The sequence below is a fragment of the Salipiger sp. ABF4_146 genome (genome assembly GCF_056161345.1).
Window position 1 is genome coordinate 1 of the sequence record NZ_JBSWYX010000031.1, and the last position, 14985, is coordinate 14985.

Below are 14985 nucleotides of genomic sequence, written 5' to 3' on the forward strand. Positions count from 1 at the left end.
GAACATTGCGAAACGCACTCCTTCTCTTTGGATGCGTATCAACTCGCAATGGCTGATCCCGTCGGCAATGTGGGGCGGCGACAGCGTTTACATCTCTACAACCGAGCCAAGATGTTCGGCTACGCGATGGCTGACGATTCCGATGACCCTCAAGATCTCGAGGGTGATGTCGAATACATGGCCCACCACTACCGTGATGTCCTAGGCGCGGATGCAGAGCTTGGTGACCTCCGCCTCTATAGCGGTCTCGCCCTGCTCGCCTCGCCCGCAACCTGGAATGTGTTCAGTAGCTGGGGGTCTTACATTCAGAGCGGTGACCTAAAGATGTCCGACCCATTCTTTGAATGCCGGCGGTGTGCGCTTTGCCTGGGATATCCCCTCCTACCTCAACGCAGAAAACATGTCTCTGGCGCCGATGGCCTATGTGGATGTCGACGGCTTCGTGGCGGGTGCTGGCGTCGAAACGCCAGTCGTGGGAGACGGCGACAATGAATACACGATGTCCTTCGGCAAGCAATGGGAGCACTTCTCGCTGCAAGCAGACCACACATTTGCGGCCGATGGTAGCCACACTGAGCTGCAAGCAGGCTACGACTTCAACGACAACTTCGGACTGGAGGTACGCCATGTGCAGAGCTCGGGCCAAAGCTATCGAGGAGATCGCAACAACCTCTACGGAGAGGCCGTCACGACCTTAGGTGTCAACGTAAAGTTCTGAATTTCGACGGCGGGCATCGTTCCCGCCGTCAGTTAAACCTCAGAGAAATCTGACTTTGTCATGGTTGCGCGAACCACACGAAAAGGACATGCCGTGACATTCAGTGATCGTTTGAAGAAGTTTATGACGCCGAGCAAAAAGGCTCAGGAGCGCAAAGAGGCGAATAGGCAATATTGGGCTTCAATGCCTCGCTGCGCGAAGCCGACATACTACCTCGGGGTGGTCGCACTCGCTGCGGTGGCCATCATCTCCGGTGAGCTCCTGATCAGCGTGTTTGCCTTCCTTTTTTGGTCTGCAGCCTGGGAAATGCACCGCACAAAGAAAGTCATCAGGCCCTTGGTGCTGCCGATCGCCTTCCCGGTAGCCGCCGTGGTCCTGGGGAATGTCGCTTTTCACTATAATTTGCGACATTTCACCGACGAAAGCCTGCAGGACTATTTCTACGCTGAAACGCTCATGAACGACCCCGATGCAGCCAGGGCCGCCGCCCAGCAGTTCTACGACCAAGTCGAGAGCGAAAACGTCTATCTGAAGCGTGAAGAGTTCCCTAGCAGCCCTCTCAACTGGGGCTTTCGCTTCCTGAACGCGACCACAGTTGTGCCCTCCGTCAACCGCGCCCTCGATCTACCCGACTACGTAGAACCGACTGATGTTCTGCCTTTCGCGGACATCGTGAATACTTCCGAGCTGTTTGCGATCTTCCCCAAGGACCCCGAATGGACCCGAGGCCGCGATCTCAAAGAGGTCATCATGTTCGCGAACTGCTACATGAAAGAAGACGGATCACCATTGCGCGTGACCATGATGCCGAATGGTAACGCACTGAACGCTGCCAAAGTTCCTGAATTTAAGAAGGTCGCCGAAGCGTGCACTCTTGCGAGCTCGCTTGCCGACGAAGGAATGATTGAAGAGCGGCCTTCTCTCGTGGTCACAGAGGTCACCCCCGAAAAAGCTGCAGGAGCAACAAAAGAGTGACTCTGATGGGGGCCCTAAGGCAATCGTACTCGGCGTTAGTGTAGTCGGCGCCACTGACTGACACCGTCGAAGCATCACAAGCCCCCTGAGAGCCGCCTCTCAGGGGGCTTCGCTTAGGTCGCCATTGCTGGTAGGGCCTCGCCCTCCAAGAAATACCCGCTCTTGCCGCGGCGTACGGTTCTTTGAGGAACACGAGAGCGCAAAGCGGTCCCCTGAACTTTCGCGGCCGCAAGTTCGGTTAGGAAGCGATCGGGAGCACTAAAGATCGACTTGGCGAGAGAAAGGGGCGCGAAGAGCTCTAAGGAAGGCTAGCGCTACGTAGAAAATAGTGCTTAGCTTTCAATGCCGCTCTCACACATCAAAGCACGGATGCGCAAGATGAAATTCTCGGCGCTTAGCTCGCTCTGTGCCGTACGCCTCGCAGCAGCCCCAAGGCGCAGACGAAGGAATGAATCCGAGAGTAGCTTTTCGAACACCTCCTGAACTGCGCCAGAGCGCTCGACGTTCACATGCATTCCGTTTTCGCCGTGCCGCACGTAGCCCGCCGAGCCGGCATCCGTCGATATAACCGGCACACAGCCGTAAGCCATAGCTTCCAGCGGTGCGAAGCCCAGCGGCTCACACACCGAAGGTAGAATACATATGTCCGATTTCATATATAATTTCGGCATGTCCCGGAAGGGCACATTGGCGTGCAGTTCGAGCCAAGGCTCACGAGCCGCGACATCTTCGAGAGCGGCGATTTCCTGCGCGTACTTCTCACTTTCTCCAGTTGTGCCAGCAACCAACAAACGAACATTTCCGCCACGTCCGTGTGCGCGAAGAGCATCAATGACCAGACTGTGGTTTTTACGTGGACTGTATAGCTTGGCGACGCAGAGAACCGTAACCGCCCCTTCCTGAGTTTTCTCCGGAGCATCCGGCGCCGCGATCACAGGCCATGGGATGTGGCGTGTGGCTCGGTTTGGCAGTGTCGAACTGTCGAGGCCCAATACTGGTGTAATTCGGCGTGTCGGAAGCCCTTCTAGCCGGCGTCTCAGAAGGCGTCTGAGAGGCTCACGCCAGTGATACGGTCTAAGATCATAGAACCACATTGGTACGCGATCCATGCGCGCCAGCTCGGCCACCGCACGACGGTGGGGCGAAACATTGCGCACGATCACGAGGTCTGGCTTTTCAGCGTTCCAAGCAGCCCGCAACTCTGCGGAACTGGCATCTTTCGAAAAAAGTCTCGGAGTGACGATACTATGGTCTTCGGCGTTGCCGCGCCCTTCACCCCATATCGAAACCTCAATCTGAGCTTCGCTAAGTGCGCGAGTTGCCTCCCAAAGGTTTGTATGGAACCGCTGAACGACAAATAATATCCGTCGTCTCTCTTGCCCCCCGCTTTCGTCGCAGGATCGGTCGCCAAAGGTGTCGAACTGCACAGACGCTTCCATTCTATTAGCCCGTTCGAGCGAAACCAAAACACAGTAAGTAATTGGTTTCCATAACACCCTCCAGAGTACGCCTCCGGCGAGGCTTGCAATTACCCACAAGCGTCCGGCGGCGGTGTTGCGAGACGGGCGTCTTCAACGAGGTCGGCGAGGCGGGAGAAGCCACGCCAGTTTATCGTCGTCCCCGGTCGTGCGTCGGAAGCGCGGTCGAAGTAGCCTTCATGTACTCCTTGATCGTCACGGCATAGTTCGGCGTACGGCATAAACCGCCAAGATGAACGACATCGACCCGCAGGCATGGCTTGCCGATGTCCTCGCCAGGCTCCCCAACACCACGGCCTCACGACTCCCGGACCTTCTGCCATGGAATTGGCAGCCATCGGAGCGCCAGCTCGCGGCGTGACCACGGCCTACGCCGGATGCTTACTTTTCTTCGGTATCGAAAACCAACTTGCAGTCCCGCTCGACCTCATCCCCATCTTCGTCAAAGACATGAGGCCAAAGGTTATCGGGGTCGTCGGCGATGACGTAGCGCATAGAATTCCCCTTATTCTCAAGGTAGCAGGTACCCGACCAAGTGTAACTCGCAAGAATTCTATCCATTATTTTTGCAATTAGTAACCGTCCGCGCACATGTCCCTTAAAGACAGTAACTTGAGGGTAGTCTTATGAAACTCAGAAGAGGGATAAGCCGCCGGCACGAACGCGGCAGTAATTTCCTGGAGACGGCGGGCGCCTTGTTGGTGGTCGCCATGATCGGCGCGGGCATCTTCGTGCTCATGGCCGACAACGCACGGACTGTGAAGGCGCAGAGCAATGCTGAAAAGCTGCGCACCATCACCGAGACAGCCGAGCGCTATATCTCCACCTACCAGACCGATCTGGCTGGCGCAGTGTCCGGCGGTGGAACCATCGCGATCCCGGTCGGACGCCGCTGCGTTGGATGCGCCCAACCTCCTGCACCGAGCGGGTTCCAGACGATCCAAGAGGCTGGCTTCCTTCCCTCCTCCTTCGTCGATGTGAACGGTAACCAGCAAAGCCACGCGCTCCTCGTGCAAAGGTCCCCTTCCGGTGGTGTCGAGGCGATCGTTACGACCTATGGCGGGTCACGCATGTCCGATGAAGACATCGGTCAGGTCTCCAGCATGCTTGGCGCGGCCGGTGGCGGTGTCTTCAGCAATGCGTCGATCGGCCCAACCAACAGGATCTCCGGTGTCCACGGTGGATGGGGCGATGCCACCTCAAACTGGAATGCCTCCATCGGCGGTACGAATGTGCGTCCCAGTTCCGGTACGGTCCAGGTTTCCATGGACCTTGCGGGTATCGCTGGCCTTGGCGGCGTCGACCAGACCAAGTATCTGCACCGCACCGCGCAGACCGACACGTCTTTGAACGGCATGGAGACCGATCTTTCGATGGACGTCGGTGGTTCACGAAACGACATTACCGGTGTCGGGTCTCTGACGGCACGCACACTAAACGCTGAGGTTATGAACGACACTTCCGGCGGCACCTGGACTGTGAACCCTTCGCACACGTCACAAATGAATGTGATCAATGCGCAGAGGGCCGATCTCGGAAGCACCCGCGTGCAGCAACGACTGATCCGCTGGGGTGGCAATGGGACCATTCAAGACACGACGACCTTCGATGGCTCTGGCGACGTGAACTACAACAACCAAGGTGACGTTCACTTCAGGAACACCGTCGACCTGATCACATTCGACACTCCTACGCATTTCAACCGCCCTGCCTCCTTCACACAGGGCATTCGAAACGACGGAAGCGGACCTCTTCGTATCAGGGATGACCTAATAATTGAAGGCAACTCCAACCTCCCAAATACGCTCACCGTGGGAACCGTGAATGCAAACTCGCTCACCAGCGGAAGTAATGTCGACGTCGCCAACGACGTGAATGTGAGCCGTGATGTCAATGCCGCCAACAACATCCGGGCGGGAAACGACGTGAGGGCTTCACGAGACGTGGTCGCTAGCCGAAACCTGGTGTCGAACACGGACATTGAGTCGGCACGCCACATCACTGCGGTTGGCAACGTCAATGGCCTGAACGTCATCGCCGACAGCCTCGTGCGCGGGGCCAACGCAAATATCGCTGGCCTCGCCAAAGTAGGGACCTTGGCAGCAGAGGATAACGTGCAAATCAAGGGAACACTCCGTGCCTTGGGCAACGCGACGGTTGCAACCACCCTGCAAGTCGGGGACGAAGTACGCTCGGAGAACTTGCATACGAACCACCTCACGGTCGGCGATGTCCGGTTTTCTTCGAATTTGATGTCCTCAGATGGCGCAGGCAATGTTGATGGGCTCATGTCACTTTCAGAGTCCGCCCTGAACTTCGATAATGGCTCCTCACAAACACAAATCACAGGGGGCCGTTTGCTGACCACCGGCTACGTCCGCTCTGACTCTGTGCAGACCTACAGCATGTACTTCCGCTCAGACCGCCGCCTGAAGACCGACATCAAGGACCTCGAGGATGAGGGCATGATCAACAAGCTCCGTCCTCGCGAGTTCCGTTGGAAGAAGGACGGCAAGAAGTCCCTCGGGTTCATTGCCCAAGAGGTCGAGAAGGACTTCCCCGAGCTGGTAATGACCGACGAGGACAGCGGCATGAAGTCAGTTCGCTATACCGACCTGATCGCCCCTCTGGTCGCCAAGGCACAGGCCACCGACGCGAAGATCGAAAGCCTCGAAGAACGGCTCGAAATCCTAGAAGCCGCCCGCTGAGGCCAGCTACCTTGAACGATGAAGACGCCCTGCCATTCGGCGGGGCGTTTTCTTTTGACCGTCGCCCACTATCGACTTCGGCGTCCGGTTGAGACCGTGCAATAGGACAACGCACGCGTCTTCGGATGACACCCCTGCAATCGCTGCCCCCGGGAGTCCGAGAGCAGCGACAAGCATGCCTTGAAGAAGCTTCCTCACGCCGCCGTCTCCTCGGTGGAAAGGAGACGGGCGGTGAGCGCCGGGTAGTCCGTCTTGCCCGAAGCCAACAGCGGGATGCGATCCATCACGAGGACTTCTGCGGGTACCGTGATCTCGGCCACACCCTGCGCCTTTGCCACACCGGACAGTTCCTTGCGGGTTGCACCGGGCTGATCAGTCACCAAGACGACCTTCTCGCCTTTGCGTACATCTTTGAGGGCAATTGCCGCCACGTGTGCGTCCGGCCAAGCCTGAGCTGCAAGCACTTCTGCAGCAGCCAGCGAAACCATCTCACCGCCGACCTTCGCAAACCGCTTCGCGCGGCCGACGATCCGGATGAAGCCAGCATCATCGATCTCCACGATATCCCCGGTGTCGTACCAGCCCTCTTCCGGCGCATGGATGGTGTCACCCTGTCCATGCAGCAGATACCCCGCCATGATGTTCGGGCCGCGGATCCAGAGCCGGTTTCCGTCGATGCCTGGAACCGGTTCGAGGCGGGTCTCCAAGTTCGTCATCGGCCGGCCCACCGTTCCAGTCTGCGCCTCCATAGGCGTGTTGAGGGCGACGATCGGACCGGCCTCGGTGGCGCCATACCCCTCGAGGATCCGCACGCCGAATTTCTCGGCCCACATCGCACGGGTAGCAGCCTTCACCGGCTCGGCCCCGGCGATCGCCGCGCGCACAGTTGCGAAATCATAGGCACTTGCCCGGCGGCCCCAACCGGCCAGGAACGTATCAGTGCCGAGAACGATCGTGGCGCGGTGGGCATAGGCCATTTCGGGCACGATCCTATAGTGCAGCGGCGACGGGTACATCATTACGCTCACACCGGAGATCAGCGGCAGGAGTACACCCGCAGTGAGACCGAAGGAGTGAAACAGTGGCATCGCGTTGAGCATCCGATCCCGCACGCTGATGTCCGTCCTCGAGCGCACCTGGGCGACGTTGGCAATCAGGTTCGCATGGGTGAGCACCACCCCTTTCGGGGCGCCTTCTGTCCCCGATGTAAAGAGAACGACAGCAGGGTCATTCGGCAGCATCTCGATGTCGGTCGCCTGGCGCGAAGCAATCAGTGCCTTCACCTTCGCTCTCATGCCGATCTCAGCCTTCAGGTCATCGGTCCAAAGGATATCGATCCCACCGGCGACCAGCTCATCGACAACTTCGCCAATTTTCGCCTGCTCGACGAAAGCCCGGCTCGTGAGAATACGCTTGATGCCCGCCGTCTCGATCGCGGACCGCATCGGCCCAGCGCCCAAAGTCGGATTCAGGATCGCCGGAATACGGGCGGACCGCCAGAGGCCCATCAGCACGACTGGAGCCGCAGCCACACCTGGAAGTAGGACACCCACGCGCTCGCCCGGCTCGGTCTTCTCCCGTAAGAGCGCCGAGAATGCTGCCGCGCCCACGGCGATCTTCTTGCGTGTGAGCTTCGTGCCCATCGGATCAGTCGCTGCGATACCGCTGCGGCTCAAGAGAGCCCGCGCTTCATGAAATGCCTCGGGGATCGTGCTGGCTTGGCTGAGGGCCTCGAACCGCCCCTTCTCGAGGATGCCCTGCAATGCTCGGGTTGCCGCCTCTCTGCGGATGCGTCCTTTAAGATCTTCGGCGACCTCAAGATTGACCGGTTTGCCAACGCGAACACGGACCTTCGGAAACAGACGGCGCGCCAAGCCCGGGATGCGGCGGGTGAAGATCGAGCTTTCCAGCCCCTCAATGTGCACCGGAACCACCGGTGCGCGGGAAGCATCCACCATCCAGGCGCTGCCCGGATATGTTTTCATCAGAGCTCCATGCGTCGAGATGCGGCCCTCCGGGAAAATCAGGGCGGCACCACCCTCTCTGATTTCTTGCGCAAGCCCCTTGGCGGCCATCGGGCGCTGCGGGTCCAACGGTGCAATTTTCAGAGTCTTCGCCAGGCCCTTCAGCAGACGGCCCTTGGCCCAGCCAGTGTTCACCGCGATGTCGACCTCGCGATCGATCAGCGAAAACAACAGCGGCCCGTCGGCGAAGGACGTGTGGTTCGCCACGTAGACGACCGGGCCATCCGCCGACAGGTTCTCTGTCCCCTCGATCTCGAGGCGGAACCAGGTCTTTAGGACCACCCGGCCGATCCACTGCAGCGCCGCCCGCGGGAAGAATGCCAAAGCACCCACGAGTGCGAGGACTGCGCTTGCCGCGACCACGAGAAAAATGTCGGACAGCCCCATGCCGGCACTCACCCCCGCAGACATCAAAGCTGAGGCTGCCGTGATGCCCAGCGCGTTCAGGATATTGAAGCCAGCCATGACCTGCGCACGCTCGCCTGCAGCAGCCCGGGATTGGATGATCGCCTTGAGAGGGACGGCAAACATCCCACCCCCGAAGGCCAGGGTGAACAGCGATGCCACGACGAAGAGCCCTTCCGGGGTCGCGATCAGGCCGGCCATGCCAGCACCTTCCTGAAGCCGATCAAAGCCCGCATAGACGCCGAACGCCGCCGCAGCCACGAGCACCGAGGAAGGAACCAGCAAGGATGCGCCCACGCGCCCCTTCAGACGCATGCTCGCGAAGAAGGAGCCAGCTCCGATACCGATCGCGAAGAGTGCCATAACAAGCGTCATCATGATCTCACCACCCCCAAGTTGCATCCGCAGGTACGCAGGGAGCGTCGACAGGTACACCGCGCCGGCGGCCCAGAACCAGGTCGAGAGGATCGCTGCCTTGAGTGCGGTGCGGTCAGAAATCAGAGTCTTCAGGATGCGCCAGTTACCGGCAAGCGGGTTCAGCGGCATGTGCAGGTTCGGTGCCGCTGCCTTGGTCACCGGAAGCTGCCACGCCCAGTAGATACCGATCAGGGCTACGACAATCGAGGCCACGCCGACCCACAGCAGGGTTCCTGCGCCGGCCAGGATGCCCCCAGCGACGGTGCCTGCGAGGATTGCGAGGAAGGTCCCTGTCTCGAGCCATGCGTTCGCACCGGTGAGTTGATCCTGTTCCAGACGCTCCGGAAGCCAACCCAGCTTCAGTGGCCCGAAGAACGCGGACTGCGTCCCCATCAGAAAGACAATCACCAGCATCGCTGGCACGGAGCCCGAAAGCATGACGGCGAGAGCCGACACCGAGAGAACGAGCTCGCTGACTTTGACCGCGCGGATCACCTTCGCCTTCTCGAACTTGTCGGCCACGATGCCTGCCCATCCAGAAAAGAGAACGAAAGGCAGCATCAGCAAGCCCCCAGCCAGAAGGCCGGTTGTCGCCGCCTGCTCGGCAGGCACACTCATCGCCGCGTAGACGATGATGGCAGCTTTCAGAAGGTTGTCGTTCAGCGCTCCGAATATCGCTGTAACAACGATCCCGAAGTAGCTGAGAAATCTATTTGAATCGAAAATCATGGAAACTGGCCCTTCTGAAAATTACTGAGCGCCCAAGAGCTTCAGGATGCCCTTGAGGATCTCGTCATGGTGGGAGATCGCCGGCCTGGAAATTCGGCCGAACAGCATGAACGTGAGCGGTTGCAAGGCGGCCCCCATGACCATTGCTGTCGCCATGTCGATATCGTCGACTTCGATGGCTCCAGAGGTACTTGCGGACTCGATCGCGTCCCACACCATCGTCAGCGGCGTGACATCTTCATCAGCCACGGCCGCATTCAGGGTGTCGTGCTGTTGGGCGAGCAGAAACCGGATCAGGTACGCATCTTTGTCGAAGCCATTCAGCATCACCTTCAAGTACGCAGACAAACGCTCCTCGAGGGTCACATTGCCCTCTGCCGCGGCATCCATCTTCGCTGCAAAGCCCAGGTAGGCTTCCCTGAATACCCGGATCGCCAGCTCTTCCTTTGAGTTCGTGTGCCGGTAAATCGCGCTCTGCACGATCCCGCATTCCTGCGCGATGTCCTTGATCGAGACCTCCGCGAAGCCCCTCTCCGCGAACAGCCGCAGGGCCGTCGTCTCGATCAGGTGTCTCCGAGTTTCCGCTGCCTTCGCCATACCTGTTGCCTACCTTTCAAAATGTGAGTGAACGTTCACTCACATTTTTAGATATGGCAGGGCATCCTCAAAAGCAAGGCTCTAAAACTGCGAAGGCCACGCTCCTCACGCCCCCGGCCGCATGTGCCTGAGCTCTCCCTCATCCTCGGTGAGCTTCCTCTTGTTCCTGCGCAGCACCCCCTTGAGCATGTCCTCTAGCGGATTTCCGGGCCCGGGATTTGGGAACTTAGCCATACTCCCAGAGGTCAGCTCAATTCCCGCAGCGAGCCCAGGAACCGGCTGCCCGTTCATCTGTCGCACGCCTCCTGAACGGCATTATTGAACTGAGTCATGAGGCCCCAAGGTATTGAGAGGGCTCATTTCATCGGTATCGATATTTCCGGTTCTTTCTGCAAGAGCCTTTCGAGCGGAGTTTCGCCGGAGGCCTTTGCCTCTGGCCAGAGCTCTACTCTCCCCGGACGTTACTTCCGGCGTGCCGCGCCGTAGTGCCTCTTCGAGCCCCCATCTTAGGATGTTCAGGGCCGCGTTCTCGTCTCGGTCGTGCTCACACCCGCAGGACGGACAAGTCCATCTCCGGGTCTTGAGGCTCAATTCATCAAGCTTGTGGTCGCACGCGGAGCACGTTTTTGAACTCGGCGCCCAGCGATCGATCTTGACGAAATGCCTTCCGCGCCAACTGGACTTATAGTCCAGCTGGCGTAGGAACTCTCCCATGCCGGCATCAGAAATCGAAAGGGCAAGTTTCGAATTCTGTTTCATGCCGGAGACGTTCAGGTCCTCCGCACAGATCACAACCGACTTGGCTATCGCTCGGGATGTGATCTTGTGCAAGAAGTCGGTCCGCGCATGCCGGACCTGACGGTGCACGCGCGCTTCTTGTTCGTAGGCAAGGCGCTCCCCTTTTGACCTCGGGAGTCTTGCTGCTTCTTTTGTGGATAGCTCCAGGCGCCGCTGTCGGCGCCGAGCGGATTTTCTTTGTGTGCGCCTGAGCTTCTTCAAGCGCTTGCGCAGGTGGCGCCCAGGCGCAACCTTCTCCCGGTCTGAGCCAATCACTGCAGCCGACAAACCAAGGTCATAGCCGCGAGCGGCTACTTCAGGCTCCGGGACAGGCATGTCCTCGCCGCGACGCTGAAGCTTCGGCGGAGGAGCGTCGAATTGGACGGACATGACCCAAATATCCGGCCCGTCCTCGCGAATTGTGGCAGAGCGGATCTTACCTTCGGGCCAACGGCTTCCCCGAATACGGATCGAGTATCGACGCTTCTTCTCGAAATGGTTGTACTGGCCTTTTCGAAGGCCGCGCTTGACTTCCTTCCTCCAAATCTCGGTCTGATCCATGTTCGGAAGTTCGACCCAGCCCCGAGCGGCAGTCAGGTTGGCTTCGCGGCGGATCAGGTTGATACAGCTCGGCGCGAGATAAATCGATCCTTGGCTATCCCCCTTCTTCTTAAACTTCGGAAAGCCCGCGGCTTTCTTCTGTTTCATTTCACCGGCGCGAACTTTGCGCCGATCGGCGAGGAACTTGTTCAGCGCCGCATCATACCTGCGGCATATATCGACAAGATGGATGGCTGGTGGCTGTGCGAGCCACTCAAGCCCGTTGGCTTTCTTCATTTGCGGCAAGAGCGACGACAGCTCGCCGTGGAAAGCAAAGCGCTTCTCCACGTCGTAAAGGTGCTGGTTAATCTCGACGCATCAGTTCCAGTCCCAACGACCTACACCGATCCACTGCCGGAAGGCTTCTTTCTGGCGCTTGTTGGGATAGATTCTGAAAACGGCGGCCTGGCTGACGACCTCTGGGGTTTGCGTGAGCTCAGGCAATGCTGGAAAGGACGCAAGCACGTCCGCTTCGGTCAGCGCGTGATTTGGTCCAGCGTCCAGGCTCATACCGTGAGCCTTCGGAAGCCAAGATGGCCGTTCTCAAGTCCTGAGAACGCCGCTTGGAAGCGGTCCATCAGTGAATGCTTGGATCGTTCTTGTCGCCAAGCACATTCTTCGGTGTAGGCTTGAACATGTTTCTGACTTACCAAGTGCCAGGTGCCTTGGACCGAGCGGCGGAACATCCCGATGAAATTCTCTGCAGTGTTAACGTGGAGTCCGTCTCTCAAGCTGAAAATCCTGCGCCCGTGGTTGACCACGTGGTGACTCACAAGGGTTTTGCCGACGCTTCGATAGGCGGGTAGCCCGTCAGTGACAAGCTGAGTGTCGAGAGATGCAATCTCTCGCATCACCCGCCCGATCTCTGCTTTCGAATGCGTGGTAATTTTGCGCGTCGCGACGCGCAGAGGGAGGTCATCGCTAGGGCGTTGCACCGCAACAAGGACAGGTGTCCGGCGATGGCCACGGCCGCGCTTCGAGGCCCCTGTCGTTGGTCCTGGATCGGGATCTTCGGGCTTTTTCCGCCCACCTACGTAAACCTCATCGGCCTCAACGACACCTGTCAGCTGACACCAGACAGGGTCTCGGAGCAGTCTCCGAATGCGGTGTCCCATGTACCATGCCGTGCGATAATCGACCTCTACCCATTCCGCGAGCTTCTTTCCCGAGATGCCTTTCGAGGACGTCGCGATCAGCCAGGTGGCAAGGAACCACTTTGGAAGCGGTAAGCGCGTACGATGTAGAGGGGTTCCGGCTGTCACTGTGAACTGGCGCTTGCACCTGTTCAAGTTGCATGTCCATAGGCCAGGTCGAGACGACACCCTGCCCGATCGATTGACTGAACCACACTTCGGACAGACCGGCCCATCGGGCCAGCGACGCTCTCCTAGAAAGGAACGGCAGGCGGCATCGCTCGAAAACCGCTGGATAAACTCAATCATACTCACACACCATATCTAGCATGTTCATGATCTGTTTCAATAGTCAGGCAGTGTTAAACCATTTGACTGTTCCCGTCGCCATTCGTGCGGCCTCCTTGGAAGTTTTGGTATCGGCTGCGATTGCGCCCGCAAGTCACCCTGACAATAGATAGATGAGAAGATGTATGGCCGTCCGATCGATCCGATATCAAAGATGCGAGTTGAGTTTGGAGTTCCTGGCGCAAGAACTCAAGCGTCCGGCTCCACGTAGCGCAAGATACCCCCATGTGATGATTTTTCGCGACACCGCAAGAGGTTGTATGAATCCGTCTTTCTGGGTATTCAGACTACGAATTCAGGAAAGCACGCATGACCACCCATTCGATCCCAAAGCCTTCGTTCTTTGAAAGTCATCTCCAGCGCTGCGAAGACGTACGTGCGAAGAGAATGGACATCAGCTCGGTGGTCGACAAACTCCGTGCGGTCATCGATGCGCAATCCAAGGAGACAGGCGCCAAGATCCTGAAGCGCGCCGCCCGCGAAGAGAGAGCCCCGTTCGCCGCGCTTGCCGCAGAGGCCATCGATCGGCGTCTGCCGGCTGCTTCAGATGGCACGAAGGCCTCGAGCCTCGATGTGAACAAGGGCCTTCTAGACTTTGTCTCCCTCGTCTCTCCTAACATCCGTCTGCGCGCCCGTGCCGGCTCTGGAAAGTCGACCGCGATCGTCATTAAGTGCGACTTCCTGGTGAACGAGCTCGGCGTGGCTCCTGAGACGATCCAAGTCCTCACATTCAACAAGGCGGCCGCCAACGACCTGAGCCGGAAGCTCAAGGATGCTCTCGGGCCGGAGGTCGGCGGCAAGATCGGAGTGAGTACCTTCCATAGCCTTGCATATTGGGTTCTCAAGACGTGCCCCGAAACACGGCACCTCACTCTGAATTTCAAGGACGAAGACCGAAGCCAGAAAGAGCAGCTCTCCGATTTGAAAATCGCGGTGATGAAGACCTTCGCGCCCCAGGATTTTCGATCTTACCTCTCTCGATATAAAGGTACCGATTTTCAGTTTCTGACCAGCAATCCGAATTTCGAAAATCAGGTTCGCGATTTCATCACTGGAGCAACGTCGCTCTACCGCGCCCGCCGCGGCACTCCGAAGGCCGCCAAAGCAACGCCGATCACGCGCCACCTGGCGCGCGTTGTCGACGCTTATGAGGGGGGGATGGCGGAGACGAACGTGATCGACGGCGAGGCCGGACTCAGGAAGGCGGCTGAGCTCCTTTCTGGAAACGCCGATATCAGCACACTGAAGCGTCTCGACGGTGCTCTGAAGTACCTCTTCGTCGACGAGTACCAAGATTTCTCGGCTGCCTTCGAAGCACTCACAAGAGGCGTCCTCGCCCGCAACCCGAGCTGCGTGATCAACACGGTCGGTGACGACTGGCAATCGATCAACTCGTTCATGGGTGCCGACCTCTCCTTCTTTACAGGCTTTCGAAAGACCTACCCTGCCGCCCTCAATCTGCCTTTGCACACAAACTGGCGCTGCGGGAAGCGTATCGTCGAGTTGGGCAACGCCGTGATGGACGCCGAGGAAGCCGAAGCAGCGGTAGCCGGCTTGCCTCATGAAGGCAAAATCCGGGTGAAGACGGGCGGCATCAACGACGACCGCCGCAAGCGCAAGAAGGAAGAGTGGCACGAAGAGGCCCGAGTCTTTCTTGAAGCGCAGATTGAGACCATGGCGCGCTATGCCTGGGCAGATGATGCCCGCGCCGGCCGGGAACCCGGTACAATGGTTCTGTTGGCCGCGAAGAACGAGCCATTCGGTCAGTCCCTGCGCAGCTACGCGAATGCGATCAACATTCCGGAAGGTATGAAGGTCGACGTAAGCACGACGCACGCGTCGAAGGGCCGAGAATGGGATCACGTGATCTTACTCGACGGCGTCGTGTCAGAATATCCGGCATCTCACCCGGCCGACCCGGTTACGCGTGACATGATCAGCACCCAGGACAAAGCGGCAGAGGGGCAGCGACTGCTCTATGTCGCTGTGACCCGGGCGAAGCATTCCTTGGCGATCCTGGCACCCACGCAGTTGCACCCTAAGCTGATGGAAGGCGCGTGAGTTCGCGACACTCTG

Annotated in this window: 10 protein-coding genes and 1 pseudogene; 5 read left to right on the forward strand and 6 right to left on the reverse strand. The window is 58.7% G+C overall.

Annotated elements, in window-relative coordinates; translation table 11 throughout:
* Positions 1 to 340: 340 nt before the first annotated feature.
* Both ACXAJT_RS25305 and ACXAJT_RS25310 read left to right on the forward strand, forming a co-directional pair.
* Entirely contained in the window at positions 341 to 718 is a 378-nt protein-coding gene (locus ACXAJT_RS25305) for a hypothetical protein (RefSeq protein WP_475241091.1), read from the forward strand.
* A gap of 93 nt (positions 719 to 811) precedes the next feature.
* Entirely contained in the window at positions 812 to 1693 is an 882-nt protein-coding gene (locus ACXAJT_RS25310) for a hypothetical protein (protein WP_475241095.1), read from the forward strand.
* Positions 1694 to 2025: 332 nt separating this feature from the next.
* Here the strand turns inward: ACXAJT_RS25310 and ACXAJT_RS25315 are convergent, their stop codons facing one another.
* The gene (locus tag ACXAJT_RS25315) at positions 2026 to 3120 is read right to left on the reverse strand and encodes a glycosyltransferase family 4 protein (RefSeq protein WP_475241098.1); all 1095 of its coding nucleotides are present in this window, start codon (positions 3118 to 3120) and stop codon (positions 2026 to 2028) included.
* A 274-nt stretch (positions 3121 to 3394) separates the two neighbouring features.
* On the opposite strand from ACXAJT_RS25315, the pseudogene ACXAJT_RS25320 reads away from it, so the two are divergent.
* Positions 3395 to 3532, forward strand: a pseudogene (locus tag ACXAJT_RS25320) (transposase domain-containing protein); the annotation flags it as partial.
* A 265-nt stretch (positions 3533 to 3797) separates the two neighbouring features.
* Entirely contained in the window at positions 3798 to 5879 is a 2082-nt protein-coding gene (locus tag ACXAJT_RS25325) for a tail fiber domain-containing protein (RefSeq protein ID WP_475241102.1), read from the forward strand.
* A 194-nt stretch (positions 5880 to 6073) separates the two neighbouring features.
* Here the strand turns inward: ACXAJT_RS25325 and ACXAJT_RS25330 are convergent, their stop codons facing one another.
* The 5 genes from ACXAJT_RS25330 to ACXAJT_RS25350 all read right to left on the reverse strand — a co-directional run bounded on the left by ACXAJT_RS25330 (position 6074) and on the right by ACXAJT_RS25350 (position 12870).
* Positions 6074 to 9454, reverse strand: coding sequence for an MFS transporter (locus tag ACXAJT_RS25330; protein ID WP_475241107.1), 3381 nt, complete (start codon positions 9452 to 9454; stop codon positions 6074 to 6076).
* A 21-nt stretch (positions 9455 to 9475) separates the two neighbouring features.
* Positions 9476 to 10051: a TetR/AcrR family transcriptional regulator gene (locus tag ACXAJT_RS25335; RefSeq protein ID WP_475241110.1), complete on the reverse strand. Its 576-nt coding sequence runs from the start codon at positions 10049 to 10051 to the stop codon at positions 9476 to 9478.
* Positions 10052 to 10366: 315 nt separating this feature from the next.
* Positions 10367 to 11737, reverse strand: a complete 1371-nt coding sequence (locus ACXAJT_RS25340) for an RNA-guided endonuclease InsQ/TnpB family protein (protein WP_475241216.1) — start codon at positions 11735 to 11737, stop codon at positions 10367 to 10369.
* 9 nt (positions 11738 to 11746) lie between these two features.
* Entirely contained in the window at positions 11747 to 11938 is a 192-nt protein-coding gene (locus ACXAJT_RS25345) for a helix-turn-helix domain-containing protein (protein ID WP_475241115.1), read from the reverse strand.
* Positions 11935 to 12870 (reverse strand): IS1595 family transposase, encoded by a 936-nt coding sequence (locus tag ACXAJT_RS25350; protein ID WP_475241118.1) that lies wholly within the window; start codon positions 12868 to 12870, stop codon positions 11935 to 11937. Before ACXAJT_RS25350 ends, ACXAJT_RS25345 begins: the two co-directional genes overlap by 4 nt.
* A 348-nt stretch (positions 12871 to 13218) precedes the next feature.
* On the opposite strand from ACXAJT_RS25350, the gene ACXAJT_RS25355 reads away from it, so the two are divergent.
* Complete coding sequence (locus ACXAJT_RS25355) at positions 13219 to 14970, forward strand: UvrD-helicase domain-containing protein (RefSeq protein WP_475241122.1); 1752 nt, start codon at positions 13219 to 13221, stop codon at positions 14968 to 14970.
* The last annotated feature ends 15 nt before the right edge of the window (positions 14971 to 14985 follow it).

Excerpts from the sequence above, each read along its gene's own strand:
- ACXAJT_RS25325 (WP_475241102.1), top strand. The coding sequence starts at position 3,798 with ATGAAACTCAGAAGAGGGATAAGCCGCCGGCACGAACGCGGCAGTAAT.
- ACXAJT_RS25330 (WP_475241107.1), bottom strand. The coding sequence starts at position 9,454 with ATGATTTTCGATTCAAATAGATTTCTCAGCTACTTCGGGATCGTTGTT.
- ACXAJT_RS25335 (WP_475241110.1), bottom strand. The coding sequence starts at position 10,051 with ATGGCGAAGGCAGCGGAAACTCGGAGACACCTGATCGAGACGACGGCC.
- ACXAJT_RS25345 (WP_475241115.1), bottom strand. The coding sequence starts at position 11,938 with ATGAGCCTGGACGCTGGACCAAATCACGCGCTGACCGAAGCGGACGTG.
- ACXAJT_RS25350 (WP_475241118.1), bottom strand. The coding sequence starts at position 12,870 with ATGATTGAGTTTATCCAGCGGTTTTCGAGCGATGCCGCCTGCCGTTCC.
- ACXAJT_RS25355 (WP_475241122.1), top strand. The coding sequence starts at position 13,219 with ATGACCACCCATTCGATCCCAAAGCCTTCGTTCTTTGAAAGTCATCTC.